The following is a 19109-nucleotide window of genomic DNA, read 5'->3' as shown; positions in this document are numbered from 1 at the left end:
TCATGGACGTTGCCCTACTGACCTTCCTCATTTTCCTCAACGGCGTCTTCGCCATGTCTGAGATGGCGCTGTCGGCCAGCCGAAAAGCGCGGCTTCAAGTGATGATGGAAGCGGGCAGCGGTGGCGCTCAAGCCGCCATCATGCTGCACGACAACCCCACCAAGTTCCTCTCCACGGTGCAGATTGGCATCACGTCCATCGGGGTGCTCAACGGCATCGTGGGGGATGCAGCGTTTTCCGGGCCGCTGTCGACGTGGTTCCAAGCGCAAATGCCCACCGTGTCCGTCGATGCTATCGAAGTGGCTTCGACCGCTGTTGTGGTGGTGATCATCACCATCCTCAGCATCATTTTTGGCGAGCTGGTGCCCAAGCGTTTGGGCCAGATGTACCCAGAAACCGTGGCCGCTCTGGTGGCGCGGCCCATGCAGTGGCTCTCCGTGGCCACGCGTCCGGTGGTGTTCGTGTTGGCGGCGTGTACCGATGCGATCCTGCGTTTGCTGGGCATCCGAGGCGGCCCCAGCCGCAGTGTGACCGAGGAGGAAATCGCCGCCAGCCTCGAAGAAGGGCTGGATGCCGGTGTGATCGAGGCGCAAGAGCACCAGATGGTGCGCAACGTGTTCCGGCTGGACGATCGGCAGATCGGTTCCATGATGTTGCCGCGTGCTGAAATCCGCTGGCTCGACGCCAACGCGCCCATCGAAGAAGTGCTGCACGTCATCGCCGAAGAAGAACATGCACGCTACCCGGTGTGCCGGGGAGGGTTGGACGACGTCATTGGCGTGGTGGCCTCGCACAGCCTCATCAAGCCAATGGCCGAACAGCGTTTCACCAGCTTGATCGAGTTGATTGCGCCGCCGGTGTTTGTTCCGGAAACCCTGTCGGGCATGGAGCTGCTGGAGAACCTGCGCGCTTCGGGCGCCGAGCTGGTGTTTGTGGTGGATGAGTATGGTGCCGTGCAAGGCATGATCACCGTGCGCGACGTGCTCGAAGCCATCGCCGGTGAATTCGGCAACGAAAGCAGCGAGGATGCTTGGGCGGTGCAGCGCGAGGATGGCTCGTGGCTCATCGACGGCCTCATGCCCGTGCCAGAGCTGAAAGACCGCTTGGACATCAAAGAACTGCCCGAAGAAGACCGGGGCCGTTACAACACCCTGGCCGGCATGGTGATGCTGTTGCTGGGGCGCCTGCCCAAAACCACGGACACCGTGGAATGGGCGGGCTGGCGTTTTGAAGTCGTGGACATGGACGGCAAGCGCATCGACAAGGTGCTGGCCAGCCGACATCCTCCACTTGCAGGAGAACCTCAATGATCAATGCTGAACTGCATCGCCAGCCGGTGATGCTCGACCGGAAAAAACACCAACACCTCAAGCTGCGCCGCGACGTCAACCCGTTGGCGGCGGGCGCAGGCTTGAACGCTTTTTTCATCGCGGGCTCCGAGTTTGCGGACGCCTGCAAGACGTACCCCATCGTGTTCCTGCCGTCTGGCAAGGACGCGAACGGCCAAGCCCAAGCCCTGCCGGTGGCCGTGTTCGGCCTGAACCCTGGCGAGAACCTGTTCTGGCAGGATGGCCGCTGGGATGCGGCGTATGTGCCGGCGATGCTGCGCGCCTATCCCTTCACGCTGTCTAAGGTTGAGGGCGATCAGTACGCCATGTGTTTTGACGAGGCGGCACCGAACCTGTCCACCGAACAGGGCGAGCCGTTGTTCGACGCTGCCGGCGAGCCCGTGCCGATGCTCAAAGAGTTGCACGAGTTCGTGAAGCAGTTGGAGATCGAAATCGAGCGCACCCGTTTGGGCTGTGTGCGTTTGCTGGAGCTGGGCCTGTTGGTGCCGCGTCGCTTTGACGCGACGCTGTCGGATGGCTCGTCGTTCTCGGTGGATGGTTTCCTGATGCTGGACGAGGACAAGCTCAACAAGCTGTCCGACACCGAGTTGGCCACCCTGCAACGCTCCGGCCTGCTGGGCTTGTTGCATGCGCACCAAATTTCCCTGGGCAACATGCGCAACCTCATCAACCGCCGTTTGAGCCGCGCCCAAGCGGCCACGGACAACGCGCTGGCCTCTGCGGCCAGCGCCTGATTCAGCCGCGACGTTCGCTGGCGCCACCAGCGCGCCAGCCCAATTGCACCGACAAACCTTCGGCTGCCAGCCGCAGGGCGCTGCACACCGGGCCACTCGGCTCGGCATCAAACATCGCAGCGGGGCCGATGGCCGTGAGGCTCAACACCAGCCGCCCGCTGCCATCGAACACCGGCACCGCCACGGCGCTCACGCCCGGCACGGCGGTGCCCACCACCCGCGCCACGCCTTCGCGGCGAATCTGCACCAGCTCGGCCTCTAGCGCCGCATCACGCGGGGCTTCGTCCGCCGGCCACGCGGCAGCGACGTCGGCGGCGGGCATCAAGGCAGCGAATAAGCGGCCCGAAGCCGTGTCCCGCAGGCTCATCACCGTGCCGTGGCGCATGCTTACATGCACCGGCGTCGGCGCTTCGGCGATGCGCACCAGCGTCGGCCCCCGGTTGCCCCAAACGGCAATCGCCACCGTGGCTTGCGTGCTGAGGGCCAGCTCCTCAATCAAGGGCGTGGCCAGGCGCACTGGGTCGTACTGCTGAAGGCTGATGAGGCCCAGTTGCAGCGCCAGCGGCCCGAGGCCGTAGTGGCCGCTGCCGCCGTCCTGCGCCACCAGGCCGATTTTCTGGAAGCTCACCAAGTACGGGTGCGCTTTGGCTGCGGCCATGCCAGCTTCCCGCGCCAAGTCCTTCAGCGGCAGGGGCCGCCCGGCGTGCGCCAGGGCCAGCAAGAGCTGCCCGCCCACTTCAATGCTCTGAATGCCGCGTGGGCTGCGCGGTTCGGCTTCAAGTTCATCGCTCATGTGAGGTTCCCGGCAAAACCCTGCCTCGGGTTTGCACTATGTTGAATGGCTTAGACATTAGCGAACGCAGTGATTAAGATCAAGCCTGCGTTCGTCAATAGCGAACTTGTTTGCATCAGTTGAATTTTGCGCTGCATTGAACGGGACATCACCATGAGCACCAAGACCTTCGCTTCACAAGCCGATCTGGAAGAAAAGCGCGTGAGTTTCACCCAGCTCTCTGAGCACGCCTGGGCGTACACCGCCGAGGGCGACCCGAACACCGGCGTCATCATCGGGGACGACGCGGTGATGGTGATCGACACCCAGGCCACGCCGGTGATGGCCGCCGATGTGATCCGCCGCATCCGCGAGATCACCGACAAGCCGATCAAGTACGTGGTGATGAGCCATTACCACGCCGTGCGCGTGCTGGGCGCCAGCGCCTACATGGCCGAAGGCGGCGAGCAGATCATCGCCAGCCAAGACACCTATGACCTGATCGTCGAACGCGGTGAGCAAGACAAGGCGAGTGAGATTGGCCGCTTCCCGCGCCTGTTTCAAAACGTGGAAAGCGTGCCGCCCGGCCTGACCTGGCCGACGCTGACCTTCACCGGCAAGATGACGCTGTGGCTGGGCAAGCTGGAAGTGCAACTGCTGCAACTTGGCCGGGGCCACACCAAGGGGGACACCGTGGTGTGGTTGCCGCAGGAAAAAACGCTGTTCTCCGGCGATTTGGTGGAGTTCGACGCCACGCCCTACGCTGGCGATGCCTACTTCCAAGACTGGCCGCAGACGCTCACCAACATTGCCGCGCTGCAACCCGCTGCGCTGGTGCCGGGGCGCGGTGCGGCGCTCACCACGCCCGAGCAGGTGCAAGCGGGGTTGGATGGCACGCGGGCCTTCGTCTCCGAACTCTTTGCCAGCGTGAAGGCGGGGGCCGCCGAAGGCAAAGAGCTGCGTGCGGTGTACGAGCAAACGATGGCCACGCTGGAGCCGCGCTACGGCCAGTGGGTGATCTTCAAGCACTGCATGCCGTTTGATGTGACCCGTGCGTATGACGAGGCCACGGGCCATGCCGATCCGCGCATCTGGACGGCGGAGCGGGACATTGAAATGTGGAAGGCGCTGGAGGGCTGACCCCCTCTCCCCGGCCCTCTCCCACAAGGGGAGAGGGAGAAAGACAAAAAGCCCCCGGCTCTTTTCCACAAAGGGGAAGAAGAAGCACGAGAGCCCCTCTCCCCTCGTGGGAGAGGGGTTGGGGAGAGGGGGCCGCCGCGCCCACAACCAACCCCGCCCAAAGCACAGGAGACACCCCATGCTGTCCACCTACACCTACCCAAAATACAGCTACCAACGCCCGCCCGAGCTGGACACCCCCGACACCGTGCAGCGCCACCCCGTCGTCGTGGTGGGCGCCGGCCCGGTGGGCCTGTCGGCGGCCATCGACTTGGCGCGCCAAGGCGTGCCCGTCCTGCTGCTGGACGATGACGACACGGTGAGCATCGGCTCACGCGGCGTGTGCTACGCCAAACGCGCACTGGAAGTGCTCGATCGCCTCGGCTGCGGCCAGCCGATGGTGGACAAGGGTGTGACCTGGAACGTTGGCCGCACCTTCTTTGACACCGAAGAAGTTTTCAACTTCAACCTCCTGCCCGAAGCCGGCCACGAGCGCCCCGGCATGATCAACCTTCAGCAGTACTACCTGGAGGAATTTCTGGTGCGGCGTGCCCAGGAGCTGCCCGCGCTGGCCCTGCGCTGGAAGCACAAGGTGACGAAGGTGGAGCGCGCCGGCGACGGTGCCCGCGTGGAAGTCGCCACACCGGATGGCGCCTTCACCCTGCACGCCGATTGGCTGATCGTGGCCGATGGCGCACGCAGCCCGATCCGCAACCTGCTGGGGCTGGAGATCGACGGCAAAGTGTTCCAAGACCGGTTTCTCATCGCCGATGTGGTGATGAAGGCCGATTTCCCGGCTGAACGCTGGTTCTGGTTCGAGCCACCGTTCCATCGTTTTGAAGGCGCTTCGGCGGGCAAACCCAGCAGCGTGTTGCTGCACCGCCAGGCAGACAACGTCTGGCGTATCGACTTCCAGCTCGGCTGGGACGCTGACCCGGAAGCGGAAAAGAAGCCCGAAAAAGTGCTGCCGCGCATCAAAGCCATGCTGGGCGACGAGCGTGAATTCGAGCTGGAATGGGTGAGTGTGTACACCTTCCAATGCCGGCGCATGGGCAGCTTCCGCCACGGGCGCGTGCTGTTTGTGGGCGACGCGGCGCACCAAGTTTCGCCCTTTGGCGCACGCGGCGCGAATTCCGGCATTCAGGATGTGGACAACCTGGGCTGGAAGCTCAAAGCCGTGTTGGATGGCGTCGCCCCCGAGGCGCTGATGGACAGCTACAGCGAGGAACGCACCTTCGCCGCCGATGAAAACCTGCTGAACTCCACCCGCTCCACGGACTTCATCACGCCCAAATCCCCCACCTCCAAGCTGTTCCGCAACGCGGTGCTGGGGCTGGCGCGGGAGTTTCCGTTTGCGCGCAAGCTGGTGAATTCGGGGCGGTTGTCGGTGCCGGCGTACCTGACCGAATCGACGTTGAACACGCCGGATGCCGACGCCTTCGACGGCTGGATGGTGCCCGGTGCGCCGATGGACGACGCGCCGGTGTCGGTGGACGGTGCCGCCGGTTGGTTGTTGCGCCATGTGGCCGACCAATTCACCCTGCTGGTGTTTGGCGATGCCGCCATCGACCTGCCCGCCCTGCCGGTGCCCGTGCGGGTGCTGCGCGTGAAAACCCCCGGCGCCACCCTGCAAGCCGGCGACGTGGTGGACACCGAAGGCCACCTCACCCGCCGCTACGACGGCCAGCCGGGCACCTGCTACCTGCTGCGCCCCGATCAGCACGTCGCTGCTCGCTGGCGGGCGTTTGACGCTGCCGCGCTGCACGCCGCCCTGGGCCGTGCGCTGTGTTTGCAATGACGCCTGCAATGAGCCGGAGAACCCCCATGCCCGCCACGTTCCAACACCTCAACCTCCAGCCGAATTTCGGCCTGCCCGGCCAGCGTTTTGTGCGTGACTTCACGCCCGGCGATGACTTTTACGAAGCCCTGATCCAGACCCACCAGGGCTTGAGCGACGAGCAAAGCCAGCTCGTCAACGCCCGGTTGGTGCTGCTGCTGGCGAACCATATCGGTGACTTGCGCGTGCTGCGCGAGGCGCTGGCCGCTGCCCGCCAAGGCGTGGCCGCTTGAACCCTCTTCCTGTTTTTGAGGAGCTGCGCTCATGAAGATCGAACGCATCCACCACGTCGCTTACCGCTGCAAGGACGCCAAACAAACCGTCGAGTGGTATCAGCAGATGTTGAAGATGAACTTCTTGCTGGCCATCGCTGAGGATCAGGTGCCGTCCACCAAGGAGCCGGATCCGTACATGCACATCTTTTTGGACGCGGGCGGCGGCAACGTGCTGGCCTTCTTCGAGCTGCCCACCCAGCCCGAGATGGGCCGCGACCCGAACACGCCCGCTTGGGTGCAACACATCGCCTTCAAGGTGAAGGATCGGGCGACGCTGCTGGACTACAAAGCCCACCTCGAAGCCAACGGTGTGGACGTGCTGGGCGTGACGGATCACGGCGCCTTCCACTCCATCTATTTCTTTGACCCGAGCGGCCACCGCATCGAGCTGGCCTGCCCCGATCCAGACGAAACCGACATGCTGCGCCGCATGGACGAAGTCAAATGGAAGATGCTGGAAGACTGGGACAAAACCAAACGCGCCCCCAAGCACGCAGCTTTCTTCCACGAGCGGGAATTCAAACAATGAGCGCCGCGTTGTTGGACGCCACGCACGACCCGGCGTTGACGAGCTGGGTGGCCTCGGCCCAAGCACCGTGTACGGATTTCCCGCTGCAAAACCTGCCGTTGGGGCGCTTTCGCCCGGCGGGCTCAAACGAGGCGCTGCGCGTGGGCGTGGCCATCGGCGATGACATCCTCGACCTGAAACGCGCCGCTGAGGCGTCGGGCGCGGGCTGGTCGGCGCAAGTGCTGGCGTGGCTGGCGCCGTTGGCAGCGGGAGATTTGAACGCCTTCATGGCCCTGGGCGCCCCGGCGCGGCGTGGCTTGCGCCAAGCGTTGAGCGCGGCGTTGCGCACCGGCAGCGCGCAGCAAACGGCCTTGCAAGCGTGCCTGTTGCCGCAAGCCCAGGCAGAGATGGCGCTGCCGTGTTTCATCCACGATTACACGGACTTTTACACCGGCATCCACCACGCCACCACGGTGGGCAAGCTGTTTCGCCCGGACAACCCACTGCTGCCAAACTACAAATGGGTGCCGATTGGCTACCACGGGCGGGCGTCGTCCATCGGGGTGAGCGGGCAGGCGTTTCGCCGTCCGCTGGGCCAGTTCAAGGCGCCGGACGCCGAAGTGCCGAGCTTCGGCCCCTGCCGTCGGCTGGATTGGGAGCTGGAGGTCGGCATCCTCGTGGGCGCGGGCAACGCGCAGGGCGCGCCGCTGGGCATGGCGCAGGCCGAGGACGATTGGTTCGGGCTGGTGCTGCTGAACGATTGGTCGGCGCGTGACGTGCAAGCCTGGGAATACCAGCCGCTGGGGCCGTTTTTGGCGAAAAACTTCGCCAGCACGATCTCGCCTTGGGTGGTGACGCAAGAAGCCTTGGCGCCCTTTCGCCGCCCCTTCACCCGGCCCGAAGGCGACCCGCAACCGCTGCCCTATCTGGACAGCCCTGCCAACCGCGAGCGCGGCGCGCTGGACGTGCGGCTCTCGGTGGCGCTGCAAACCCCGGCGATGCGTGCGGCCAGCCAGCCGGCGCAGGAACTCATGCACAGCTCCATGCAAGACGCTTACTGGACGGTGGCGCAGCTTCTCACCCACCACAGCAGCAACGGCTGCAACCTTCAGCCGGGGGATTTGCTGGGATCGGGCACGCTTTCTGGCCCGGCGCCGGCGCAAGGCGGCTCGCTGCTGGAGCTGACGCTGGGCGGCAAGCAGCCGCTCACGCTGGCGAATGGCGAAACCCGCACCTTTTTGCAGGACGGGGACACGGTGGTGTTGCGTGGCCGCTGTGAAGCGCCGGGCGTGGCGGCCATTGGGTTCGGCGCGTGTGTGGGGACGGTGTTGCCGGCCTTGGCTTGAGGCCGGACGCAGCGCGGTACTGGTAGGCGTCGCCCTGAATCACCTGCACTCACCTGCACGCGGGCGCAGCGTGCATGGTAGCGGGCGTTTCGTTGGAGGGTGAAAGGCGCGAGTGGGTCAGGGTCACTTGTTCAGGCGCGTCACTTGCACGCACGCCGCGCACAAGGCGGCAAACAAACCCAGACTCCAGAAAGCGTAGGGCACGCCCAGCAGGTTCACAGCCGCATCGGCACACGAAGCGGTGGGCTCGAACACCGCTGGCAGCAGCTCCATCAAACCCAGGGCGCTCAGGATGCGATCGGCCAGCGTGAGGTTGCACGAGGCGCTGGCCGCCGCCACAAAGTGCTGCCACAACGCACACACCATGCCCAGAATGGCCAGCAACGCCGCTCCGCCGGCCAGCACGCGCCGCGCCACGATCGACGCCAGCACGGCTCCCAACCCGGTGAGTGTGCCGATGAGCAGGTAAATCAAGCGCTGCAAGGTACACCACGGGCATGGTTGCATGCCGAACTGGTGTTGCGTCACCAAAGCGATGCCCACGGCGGTGAAACACAGCGCCGAAATGCGCCACAGCCACCAGCCGCTGGCTGGACTCAACTGCCAGCGCATGGCCTCAATCCTTCAGTTCGGCGATCAGCTCGATTTCCACGCAGGCGCCCAGCGGGATCTGCGCCACGCCAAAGGCGCTGCGGGCGTGGGCGCCGACCGTCGGGCCGAACACCTCGCCCAGCAGGTTCGAGCAGCCGTTGGTGACGAGGTGCTGTTCGGTGAAGGTCGGCGTGGAGTTCACCAGGCTCATCACTTTGACGATGCGTGCCACCCGATCCAGGTTGCCCCCGCAGGCGGCTTGCAGCGTGCCCAGCAGATCGATGGCGACGGCGCGGGCGGCGGCTTGGCCTTCTTCCGTGCCCATGGTGGCGCCGAGCTGGCCGACCCACACTTGGCCGTTTTTCTTGGCGATGTGGCCCGAGAGAAACACCAGCGAGCCGCTTTGCACATACGGCACATAAGCCGCCGCCGGGACGGCCACGGCGGGCAATTGGAGGCCCAGGGATTGGAGTCGTTCAGCAACAGTGCTCATGGCAGGCAGCGACAGGGTCGTGAAGAAACAGGATGGCCCGGGATGCTACACCCCACGCCGCGCCGCCGTGGCTGCCTAGACTGGCCCGATGCGGTGTCCTTCTCCCAGCGTGCGCTACGGTGGTGCGGCCCTGGCGGTGCTGCTGGGCACGGCCTGGCAGGTGATGCAACCGGCACTCTGGCCGGCGTGGGCCTATTTCGCCATGGTCGGCGGTGCTGTAGGGCTGTGGGTGGTGAGCCTGCCCATGGCCCCAGGCGTGCGTTCGACCGTCAGCTTGGCACTGGCGTGGGGGCTGCTCGCTGCCGGACAGGCAGGTTGGCGTGCCGGGGAACGCCTGGCCCAGCAGCTCGACCCGGCGTTGGAGGATCGCGTCTTGTGGGTGACCGGTGAGGTCGAGGGGCTGCCGCGTGCGGGGCCGGATGGGGTGAGTTTCACCTGGCGCATCGAGCAAGGCTGGGATGTCGAACGGGCGCAGGCGGTGACGTTGCCTGAACGGGTGTGGCTGCACTGGCCCACCGCCACCCCAGGGGAAGGGCTGGCCGCCCTGCCGCCGCCGTGGGTGCAAGCGGGTGAGCGCTGGCGCCTGCCGCTGCGGTTGCGGCGGGTGCATGGCCAGGCCAATCCGGGTGGTTTTGATGCGGAAGGCTGGATGTTCGGCCAGGGCTGGGGCGCTTTGGGCACCGTTCGTACGGGGGCGGCTGGAGCGGTGCCGCAACGTCTCGGGCGGGCGGTTTCGTTGGGGGCTGTGTGGGATCGCTGGCGCCAACGCTGGCGCGATGAGGTGCTGTTGCGTGTCGCTGATCCCCAAGCCGCTGGGCTGTTGGCCGCGCTGGCGGTGGGCGATCAAGCCGCCATCGCCCCAGCGGATTGGCAGACGTTTCGGGACACGGGCATTTCTCACCTCGTCAGCATCAGCGGGTTGCACATCACCCTGTTTGCGTGGTTGGTGACGGGGGTGTTGCGTCGCGCTCAACCTTGGCTGCCGCTGCACACGCTGGCGCGTTGGGGCTGGCCAGCGGCTTGGGTGGCGAGCGTCGGCGGATTGGCGTTGGCGACGGCCTACGCGGTGCTGGCCGGTTGGGGCGTGCCCGCCCGCCGCACGGTGTGGATGCTGGCGCTGGTGACGCTGCTGCACCTCTTGGGGCGACGTTGGCCGGGCGGGCTGGTGTGCAGCGTGAGCGGCGCCGCCGTGCTGCTGTGTGACCCGTGGGCGGTGGAGCAGGCGGGGTTTTGGTTGTCCTTCGTCGCCGTGATGTTGCTCATCGCCAGCGATGCGCCGCCCGTGCGTGACGCAGCCAACCCCCCGCCTGCCCGCTCTGCTTGGCGGGAGGGGTTGCGAGCGCAGTGGGTCGCCTCGCTGGGGTTGGCGCCGTTGACGTTGTTGCTGTTCAACCAAGTCTCGGTCATCGGCTTTGGGGTCAACTGGGTGGCCGTGCCGCTGGTGACTTTCGTGCTGACACCGCTGGCGCTGGGCGGTTTGCTGCTGCCCGGTTGTTGGACGTTGGCGGGTTGGATCGTGTCGCCGTGTTTGCAGGCGCTGGCCTGGCTGGCGGCGTGGCCCGGTGCGGTGTGGGAGTGGCCCAGCGTCTCCCCCTGGGCGGGGTTGAGTTTGCTGCTGGCCGGTGTGGTGGCGGTTTGGCCGGGGTTGGGGTGGCGTCGCTGGGGGGCGGTGCTGTTGGCTTGGCCCTTGCTGGGCCCGGGGGGCGCCGCACGTCCCCTCGTCGGATCGTTCGACTTGCTGGCCGCCGACGTGGGGCAGGGCAGTGCCGTGCTGCTGCGCACCGCCCAGCACAGCCTGTTGTTTGACGCCGGCCCCATCAGCCCTTCCGGGCGCGATGCGGGTACGCAGGTGCTGATCCCCCTGTTGCGCCACCTGGGCGAACCCCAGCTCGACGCCTTGGTGTTGAGCCATGAGGACAGCGACCACATCGGCGGCGCTCCCGCCTTGCTGGCCGCCCGGCGAGTCCAACAGATGTGGGTCTCGCTGCCGGCAGGGCATCGTTTGTGGGCCGCATCGGTGCCGGTCAAAGCCTGTGCGGCGGGGGCGTCTTGGGTGTGGGAGGGGGTGACGTTTCGCTTCCTCCACCCCCCTGCCGAATCGGCGCCTCGGCCCGCTGCGAAGGGCGGCGGCAACGCCCACAGTTGTGTGCTGCATGTGCGAGACGCCCAAGGCCGCAGCGCCTTACTGACTGGCGATTTGCCTGCCGAACAAGAACAAACCTTGATCCAGCACGCGCCCGTTGCGCTGCGGGCGGACGTGCTGGTGGTACCCCACCATGGCAGCCACACGTCGTCCAGCGGGGCGTTGTTGGCGGCGACGCAGCCGAAATGGGCGGTGGTGCAAGTGGGCTACCGCAGCCGCTTTGGCCATCCCCATTCCGAGGTGTTGGCGCGTTATGCGGCCCAAGGCATCAAGCTGGTGCGCTCAGACCACTGCGGAGCCTTCACTTGGCGGAGTGCTGGTTCCACACCGGCGGTGGAATGCACAAGAGTGGTGCATCTTCGCCCATGGCACTGGCGTTGTGCATCTTCGGATCAGGGGTGCTCTGAGATGGTGCGAAATCAGGGGCGGCGGCGCGAGATGTCAGCCGGATCGACCTCGTAGTCTTGCGTGTCCGCCGGGCACACCAGTTCGGTGCCGCGTGCCCAGGGCTTGTTGATGTAGAGCTGCCAGTCGCGGGTGTTGACGGGGTAGTTCTCTTGGTTGGTCACGTCACCGCAGGTCGCCGCCGACACCGATTGGCCCGGGCCAATCGCCACCACGGCCCCGGCTTTCAGGGTGCATTGGGCCATCCAAGTCAGGTCGTTCCAGCCCTTGCAGATCTCGTAGTTGGTGCGATATTCCGCCGCGCTGCCCTTGGGGGCGTCGTAGCCCCACCAGCCGCCGATGCGGTTGGTGCGGCCATTGGCGTCCAGTTTGGCCGGGCCGTTCCACATGCGCCAGACGGGAATGTCCACCGTCATCTTGATCACCAAGGCTTCGCTCACACCGCCCATGCCGGCGGGTTGCACCGCCGAAGTGACCATGGCACGGGCGTAATCCGGGTCGGATGGGTTGAGCACCACCGCCTTGCCAGCCAAGCTGGCCGGCAGGCTCAATTCGGCGTGCGCGGCGCTAGAAAAGGCCACCACAGCCCAAGCCAAAGCGTGGAGGGTGAAGGCGCGGGGGGACGTTTTCATCGGGGTTCTCCTCGTGGGTGGGGGTCAAATTTGCAGCCACAGCGCCCGGCCTTCACCGCCGGGAAAGTGGCCTTCGCCTTGGGGGGTGCGGATGCGGTAACCCCCCTGGGCCTCCGGCCAAGCCTCCATGCCGCCGAAGCGCAGGCGGGCGGCACCTGTCAATCGCAAACCTTGGGCATCGATGCTCAAGCCTTGAGGATCCCAAATGGCCAGCGTGGCCGCATGGCCTTGGCCGCTGGCGTGTTGCAGCGACAGCACCAAGTGAGCCCGGCTCGGATCGGCTTCGTTGGGGACGACTTGGCAATCCACCACGCAATGGCCTTGGTCGTGCGGGCGTACCACGGCAAACTGCCAGAACCAGATGCCGCCAAATGTTTGGCGCAGAAAGTGGGTGCGAATCTGCTGGGCCAGGGGGGCCAGCTCGGCGGCGCTGGGGTGGGACACGGGCAATCCTTTCAAAACACAATGGCCGGCACGATAGCGCGAGGCTGCAATTTAGGGAGAGGAAGCGCTGTGGAGGAATACGCGTCTTGACAAGCCGCAAACCTTTTTGATGTTGCAAGCACGCTGTATTGATCTGAAAACGAGTTGGCTGGTGCGGCACTTGCTAGAGTGCCCCCCGCAGGAGAGCACTGAATGAGACCCAGCTTCGACGAAATGCATGCCAACGGTGGCGCCGTACGCGAGCACTACCTGACGTACAACCAGTGGCTGTCCCAGCAGCCCCAGGAGATGATGCGCGCACGGCGCGAAGAGGCGGAAATGATCTTCCGTCGCGTGGGCATCACCTTCGCCGTTTACGGCGACAAAGACTCCGGAGAGGGCACCGAACGCCTGATCCCCTTTGACCTGATTCCGCGCGTCATTCCGGCGCAGGAGTGGCGTGAGATGGAAAAGGGGCTGGCGCAGCGCGTCACCGCCCTGAACCGTTTCATCCACGACGTTTATCACGACCAGGAGATCCTCAAAGCCGGGATCATTCCGCGTGAACAAATCATCCACAACGCCCAGTTCCGCCCGGAAATGATGGGCGTGAATGTGCCGCACAACATCTACTCGCACATCGCGGGGGTGGACATCGTGCGGGCGGCGCAGTCGGATGGCTCCGGCGCCTACTACGTGCTGGAAGACAACCTGCGCGTGCCCAGCGGGGTGAGCTACATGCTCGAAAACCGCAAAATGATGATGCGCTTGTTCCCCGAACTGTTCGCGGGCCAGCGCATCGCCCCGGTGGCGCACTACCCGGACTTGCTGCTGGAGACGCTGCGCAGCGTCGCCCCCAACGGCGTGAACGACCCCACCGTGGTGGTGTTGACCCCCGGCATGTACAACTCGGCTTACTTTGAGCACGCCTTCTTGGCGCAGCAAATGGGCGTGGAGTTGGTTGAAGGCCAAGACTTGTTCGTGAAGGACGACTTCGTCTTCATGCGCACCACACGCGGCCCCAAGCGCGTGGATGTGATCTACCGTCGTTTGGACGATGACTTCCTCGACCCGAAGGTCTTCCGGCCAGATTCGGCTTTGGGCTGCCCGGGGTTGGTCGGGGCGTACAAGGCGGGCAACGTCACCTTGTCCAACGGCGTGGGCACGGGCGTGGCCGACGACAAATCGATCTACCCCTACGTGCCCAAAATGGTGGAGTTCTACTTGGGCGAAAAACCCATTCTGAACAACGTGCCCACCTACATGTGCCGGGACAAGGACGATTTGGGCTACGTGCTGGCCAACCTGTCCGAACTGGTGGTGAAGGAGGTTCACGGCGCGGGCGGCTACGGCATGTTGGTGGGCCCGGCGGCCACCAAGCAAGAGGTGGAAGACTTCCGCGCCCACCTCATTGCCAACCCGAGCAACTACATCGCTCAGCCGACCTTGAGCCTGTCCACCTGCCCGACCTTCGTCGAATCGGGCATCGCGCCGCGCCACATTGACCTGCGCCCCTTCGTGCTGTCGGGCACCAAGGTGCAGATGGTGCCGGGCGGCCTGACCCGCGTGGCCCTGAAAGAGGGCTCGCTGGTGGTGAATTCCAGCCAAGGCGGCGGCACCAAGGACACCTGGGTGCTGGAAGACTGAATCAAGACAGATTGGATCGAACGATGCTTTCAAGAACCGCCGACCATTTGTTCTGGATGTCGCGCTACATCGAGCGCGCCGAGAACACCGCGCGGATGCTGGACGTGAATTACCAGACCTCGCTGCTGCCGCAGTCGGCTGCCGTGGCCGAGCTGGGCTGGCGCAGCCTGCTGTCCATCTCCGAACTCATCAGCGACTACAACACCCGCTACAACGGCATCACCGCCAAGCAGGTGATGGAGTTCATGGTGAGTGACGAGCGCAACCCCTCGTCCATCCTGTGCTGCCTGCGGGCGGCGCGTGAAAACGCCCGCGCCGTGCGCGGCACGCTCACCACCGAAGTCTGGGAAACGATGAACCAGACGTGGCTGGAGTTCAACCGCCTGCTGCGCAGCGGCGCGCTGGCCAAAGATCCGGCCAGTGTGTTCGAGTGGGTCAAATTCCGCTCGCACCTCAGCCGGGGCGTGACGGTGGGCACCATGCTGCAAGATGAGGCGTTCAACTTCATCCGCATCGGCTCCTTCCTGGAGCGCGGCGACAACACCGCCCGTTTGCTGGATGTGAAGTTCCACGCCGTCGAAAGCGATTTCTACGGCGCTGCCACCGAGCGCGACGCGGAATACGACTTTTATCACTGGTCGGCCATCCTGCGTTCCGTGTCTGGCTTCGAGGTGTACCGCAAGGTGTACCGCAACGTGATTCAGCCGGAAAAAGTGGCCGAGCTGCTCATCCTGCGCCAGGACATGCCGCGTTCGCTGGCCCACTGTGTCAGCAAGGTTCACAGCAACCTGAAGATGGTGGCCAACGATCAGTCGGTGGACACCCTACGCCGCGCCGGTCGCCTGCGTGCCGATTTGGATTACGCCCGCATCGACGAAATCCTTTCCACCGGCCTGCACGCTTTCTTGAGCCATTTCCTGGATCGCGTCGGCGATCTGGGCTTGGGCATCAGCCGCGACTTCCTGGTGCCGGCCTGATTGGCCGGACGTTGTGTCCCACGCCTGACACGGTCGACAGCGATGCTGTCGGCCCCCGCCGGGTGGCCCGACCGGCAACCGGTTTGGCCGCCCGTTTTGTTTCTTGACTGAGGAACACCGCCTTGTCTATTCACGTCGCCCTCAAGCACGTCACGCATTACAAGTACGACCGCCCGGTGAGCCTGTCGCCCCAGGTGGTGCGCTTGCGCCCGGCGCCGCATTGCCGCACGCCGATCCTGTCGTACTCGCTGAACGTCGAACCGAAGAGCCACTTCATCAACTGGCAGCAAGACCCGTTCGCCAACTACCTGGCGCGCTTGGTTTTCCCGGAAAAAACCACCGAATTCAAGGTCACCATCGACTTGGTGGCCGAGATGTCGGTCTACAACCCGTTTGACTTCTTCCTGGAGCCCAGCGCCCAGAAGATCCCCTTTGCCTACGACGAGGCCCTGGCCGCCGAGCTGGCCCCGTATTTGGTGACGGAAGCGCCGACGCCGGAATTCGCCAAATTCCTCGCCACCATCGACCGCACGCCCACCACCACCATCGATTTCCTGGTGGCCATCAACCAGCGTTTGCAGCAGGAAATTTCCTACCTCATCCGCTTGGAGCCGGGCGTGCAAACGCCGGAAGAAACGCTGACCAAGCGTTCCGGCTCCTGCCGCGACTCGGGCTGGCTGCTGGTGAACACGCTGCGCCACCTGGGGCTGGCGGCGCGTTTCGCGTCGGGGTACCTCATCCAGTTGACGCCGGACGTGAAGGCGCTGGACGGCCCGAGCGGCACCGAAGTCGATTTCACCGATTTGCACGCCTGGTGTGAGGTGTATCTGCCCGGCGCGGGCTGGATCGGCCTCGACCCGACTTCGGGCCTGCTGGCCGGCGAAGGCCACATCCCGCTGGCGTGTACGCCGCAGCCCAGCAGCGCCGCGCCCATCTCCGGCGCCGTGGACAAGTGCGAAGTGACGTTTGGCCACGAAATGGCGGTGACTCGCGTGTGGGAGTCGCCGCGTGTCACCAAGCCGTATTCGGAAGAACAGTGGGCCGATGTGCTCAAGCTCGGTGAACAGGTGGACGCCGAGCTGGTCGCTGGTGATGTGCGCCTGACCATGGGCGGCGAGCCGACCTTCGTGTCGGTGGACGACCGCGACGGCGCCGAGTGGAACACCGACGCCCTGGGCCCGACCAAGCGCCTGTTCGCCACCGATTTGGTTCACCGTCTGCGCAACGAGTACGGCCAAGGCGGGTTCCTGCACTTCGGACAGGGCAAGTGGTATCCGGGTGAGCAACTGCCGCGCTGGGCGCTCTCCATCTACTGGCGTGCGGACGGCCAACCCTGTTGGCACGACCCGAGCCTGTTCGCCGACGAGCGCGAGCCGCACCACTACACCAGCGCCGACGCCAAGCGTTTCATCAGCACCCTGTCGGGCAAGCTGGGTGTGACCGACAAGCATGTGCAAACCGGTTACGAAGACACCTGGTACTACCTCTGGCGCGAACGCCGTTTGCCGGTGAACGTCGATCCGTTCGACGCCAAGCTGGATGACGAGATGGAGCGCATCCGCCTGCGCCGCGTTTTCGACCAAGGTTTGGAGCACGAAGTCGGTTACGTGCTGCCGATCAAACGCGCCGAAGGCCCGACCCTGGCCGGCCCGCGTTGGGTGACGGGGCCGTGGTTCTTCCGCGATGAGCGCATGTACCTCATCCCCGGCGATTCGCCGATGGGCCTGCGCCTGCCGCTGGATTCGCTGCCCTGGGTGAAGAAGCAGGATTACCCCTACCTGCACGAGCACGACCCGTTCGCCCCGCGTGACACGTTGCCGACAGCCGCTCGCCTGAAGGCCCAATACCAAGGCCAGGATGTGGCCGATGCCACCGAGGCCGGCTACGCCTCGCACCGTGCCGGCGGCGGTTTTGCTGAAGGCGGTGTGGTGGGCGTGCAAGGCGCCGACTTGGAAGGGCTGGACGCGCTGGGCGCCGATGGCTGGCCGCTGGCCGGCGACGGCAGCCAAGCCGGTGGCCTGGGTGAGGACGGCCTGGGCTTGAACGGCACCCAAGGCGACGATACCGGGCTGGACAGCGCCACTGGCCCGGGCCGTGCGGCAGCGCTGCGCCTGGCCTCCAGCGCCAGCACCGCGTTCAACCCGGACGCTGCGCCGGCCCGGAACGAATCGGCGCACTGGATCACCCGCACCGCGTTGTGCGTGGAAGTGCGCGATCCGCGACGTGCCAACGGCCCCAAGGCCGAGGCGGTGGGTTCGCCCAGTGGCGTGCTCTACGTCTTCATGCCGCCGATGCAGCGCTTGGAGCACTACCTCGAACTCGTTGCTGCCGTGGAAGCCACGGCCGCCGAGCTGGGCATGAAAATCGTGATGGAAGGCTACCCGCCGCCACGCGATCCGCGCTTGAAGCTGCTGCAAGTCACGCCCGACCCGGGTGTGATCGAGGTGAACATCCACCCGGCACACAACTGGAAAGAGCTGGTCGAACACACCGAATTCCTCTACGACGCGGCGTGGCTCTCGCGCCTCTCGACCGAGAAATTCATGGTGGACGGGCGCCACACCGGCACCGGTGGTGGCAACCACTTCGTGCTGGGCGGCGCCACGCCGGCGGATTCGCCCTTCCTGCGTCGCCCCGATCTGCTGGCCTCGCTGCTGACCTACTGGCACAACCACCCATCGTTGAGCTACCTGTTCAGCGGCATGTTCATCGGCCCGACCAGCCAAGCGCCGCGTGTCGATGAAGCCCGCAATGACCAGTTGCGTGAGCTGGAAATCGCCCTGGGTGAAATCGAGCGCAACAAGTCGGTTTATGGCGGGCACATGCCGCCGTGGCTGGTGGATCGCACGCTGCGCAACGTCTTGGTGGACGTGACCGGCAACACCCACCGCAGCGAGTTCTGCATCGACAAGCTTTACTCGCCCGACAGCAGCACCGGTCGCCTGGGCCTGCTGGAGCTGCGTGCGTTCGAAATGCCGCCGCATGCCCGCATGAGCATCGTGCAGCAACTGCTGTTGCGCTCGCTCATCGCCCGCTTCTGGAATGAGCCGTACCGTGCGCCGCTGGTGCGCTGGGGCACCGAGCTGCACGACCGCTTCTTGCTCCCGCACTTCGTGCAGGAAGACTTTGCCGATGTGATGGAAGAAATGCGCAGCTCGGGCTACGGCTTCGATGCAGCGTGGTTCGCACCGCACTTCGAGTTCCGCTTCCCCAAGATCGGCGAGTACAGCAACCGGGGCATCCACATGACCCTGCGCAACGCGCTGGAGCCGTGGCATGTCATGGGCGAAGAAGGTTCGGCGGGTGGCACGGTGCGTTACGTCGATTCCTCGCTGGAGCGCGTCGAAGTGAAGGTGTCGGGCCTGATCGACCCGCGTCACCGCATCACCGTCAATGGCGTGACGGTGCCGCTGCAACCGACGGGCCGCGTTGGCGAGTACGTGGCGGGCGTGCGCTTCCGGGCGTGGCAGCCGTCCTCGGCGCTGCACCCAACCATCGGCGTTCACGCGCCGCTGACGGTGGACATCGTGGACACCTGGATGAAACGCTCGCTGGGCGGTTGCCAGTACCACGTGGCGCATCCGGGTGGGCGCAACTATGTCACCTTCCCGGTGAACGCCTACGAGGCCGAAAGCCGTCGCCTGGCGCGCTTCTTCCCGATGGGCCACAGCGTCACGCCGGTGGAAGCGGGCGAACCGCAGCGCAGCTTGGAGTTCCCGTTCACGCTGGATTTGCGGCGCATCGGGCGTTGATCGGACGTTGATCGTGCGGAATCACCGAGCAATCGGCCTGCCCGCA

The 19109-nt window shown here is 65.3% G+C and carries 16 protein-coding genes; 11 read left to right on the top strand and 5 right to left on the bottom strand.

The window, feature by feature from the left end:
* Positions 1-2 precede the first annotated feature (2 nt).
* Both VITFI_RS01170 and VITFI_RS01165 read left to right on the top strand, forming a co-directional pair.
* Positions 3-1310 (top strand): hemolysin family protein, encoded by a 1308-nt coding sequence (locus tag VITFI_RS01170; RefSeq protein ID WP_089415436.1) that lies wholly within the window; start codon positions 3-5, stop codon positions 1308-1310.
* Complete coding sequence (locus VITFI_RS01165; protein ID WP_089415435.1) at positions 1307-2083, top strand: SapC family protein; 777 nt, start codon at positions 1307-1309, stop codon at positions 2081-2083. The genes VITFI_RS01170 and VITFI_RS01165 overlap by 4 nt, the downstream gene beginning before the upstream one ends.
* Position 2084: 1 nt before the next feature.
* Here the strand turns inward: VITFI_RS01165 and VITFI_RS01160 are convergent, their stop codons facing one another.
* On the bottom strand, positions 2085-2876 hold the full coding sequence (locus tag VITFI_RS01160; protein WP_089415434.1) for an IclR family transcriptional regulator: 792 nt from the start codon (positions 2874-2876) through the stop codon (positions 2085-2087).
* Between the two features lie 153 nt (positions 2877-3029).
* Here VITFI_RS01160 and VITFI_RS01155 point away from each other — a divergent pair, with 153 nt between their 5' ends.
* From VITFI_RS01155 to fahA, 5 genes are all read left to right on the top strand, one after another.
* Positions 3030-3995, top strand: coding sequence for an MBL fold metallo-hydrolase (locus VITFI_RS01155; RefSeq protein ID WP_089417908.1), 966 nt, complete (start codon positions 3030-3032; stop codon positions 3993-3995).
* Between the two features lie 178 nt (positions 3996-4173).
* Positions 4174-5832: an FAD-dependent oxidoreductase gene (locus tag VITFI_RS01150; protein WP_089415433.1), complete on the top strand. Its 1659-nt coding sequence runs from the start codon at positions 4174-4176 to the stop codon at positions 5830-5832.
* Between the two features lie 26 nt (positions 5833-5858).
* A complete protein-coding gene (locus tag VITFI_RS01145) occupies positions 5859-6104 on the top strand; it encodes a DUF2783 domain-containing protein (protein WP_089415432.1) in 246 nt (81 codons plus the stop codon).
* Positions 6105-6135: 31 nt separating this feature from the next.
* Positions 6136-6675: a VOC family protein gene (locus tag VITFI_RS01140; protein ID WP_089415431.1), complete on the top strand. Its 540-nt coding sequence runs from the start codon at positions 6136-6138 to the stop codon at positions 6673-6675.
* Positions 6672-8000 carry a fumarylacetoacetase gene (gene fahA, locus VITFI_RS01135; RefSeq protein ID WP_089415430.1) on the top strand — a complete coding sequence of 443 codons (1329 nt, stop codon included), beginning with the start codon at positions 6672-6674 and terminating at the stop codon, positions 7998-8000. The genes VITFI_RS01140 and fahA overlap by 4 nt, the downstream gene beginning before the upstream one ends.
* A 123-nt stretch (positions 8001-8123) precedes the next feature.
* On the opposite strand, the gene VITFI_RS01130 is transcribed toward fahA, so the two are convergent.
* Positions 8124-8612 carry a disulfide bond formation protein B gene (locus tag VITFI_RS01130; RefSeq protein ID WP_089415429.1) on the bottom strand — a complete coding sequence of 163 codons (489 nt, stop codon included), beginning with the start codon at positions 8610-8612 and terminating at the stop codon, positions 8124-8126.
* 4 nt (positions 8613-8616) lie between these two features.
* A complete protein-coding gene (locus tag VITFI_RS01125) occupies positions 8617-9084 on the bottom strand; it encodes a RidA family protein (protein WP_089415428.1) in 468 nt (155 codons plus the stop codon).
* Positions 9085-9172: 88 nt separating this feature from the next.
* Here VITFI_RS01125 and VITFI_RS01120 point away from each other — a divergent pair, with 88 nt between their 5' ends.
* Positions 9173-11689, top strand: a complete 2517-nt coding sequence (locus tag VITFI_RS01120; protein ID WP_089415427.1) for a DNA internalization-related competence protein ComEC/Rec2 — start codon at positions 9173-9175, stop codon at positions 11687-11689.
* On the opposite strand, the gene VITFI_RS01115 is transcribed toward VITFI_RS01120, so the two are convergent.
* Together VITFI_RS01115 and VITFI_RS01110 are read right to left on the bottom strand one after the other, a co-directional pair.
* Positions 11647-12264, bottom strand: coding sequence for a hypothetical protein (locus VITFI_RS01115; protein WP_089415426.1), 618 nt, complete (start codon positions 12262-12264; stop codon positions 11647-11649). The two genes, VITFI_RS01120 and VITFI_RS01115, sit on opposite strands and share 43 nt — an antisense overlap.
* Before the next feature lie 24 nt (positions 12265-12288).
* Complete coding sequence (locus VITFI_RS01110) at positions 12289-12708, bottom strand: hypothetical protein (protein WP_089415425.1); 420 nt, start codon at positions 12706-12708, stop codon at positions 12289-12291.
* Positions 12709-12900: 192 nt separating this feature from the next.
* Here VITFI_RS01110 and VITFI_RS01105 point away from each other — a divergent pair, with 192 nt between their 5' ends.
* The 3 genes from VITFI_RS01105 to VITFI_RS01095 all read left to right on the top strand — a co-directional run bounded on the left by VITFI_RS01105 (position 12901) and on the right by VITFI_RS01095 (position 19063).
* Positions 12901-14334 (top strand): circularly permuted type 2 ATP-grasp protein, encoded by a 1434-nt coding sequence (locus VITFI_RS01105; RefSeq protein WP_089415424.1) that lies wholly within the window; start codon positions 12901-12903, stop codon positions 14332-14334.
* A gap of 23 nt (positions 14335-14357) precedes the next feature.
* Entirely contained in the window at positions 14358-15311 is a 954-nt protein-coding gene (locus VITFI_RS01100; protein ID WP_089415423.1) for an alpha-E domain-containing protein, read from the top strand.
* A 122-nt stretch (positions 15312-15433) separates the two neighbouring features.
* Positions 15434-19063 carry a transglutaminase family protein gene (locus VITFI_RS01095; RefSeq protein ID WP_089415422.1) on the top strand — a complete coding sequence of 1210 codons (3630 nt, stop codon included), beginning with the start codon at positions 15434-15436 and terminating at the stop codon, positions 19061-19063.
* Positions 19064-19109 lie beyond the last annotated feature (46 nt).

The sequence above is a fragment of the Vitreoscilla filiformis genome (assembly GCF_002222655.1).
Taxonomy (GTDB): domain Bacteria; phylum Pseudomonadota; class Gammaproteobacteria; order Burkholderiales; family Burkholderiaceae_C; genus Ideonella; species Ideonella filiformis.
Note: the sequence above shows the minus strand (reverse complement) of the source record. Positions and strands in the feature narration are given on the sequence as shown.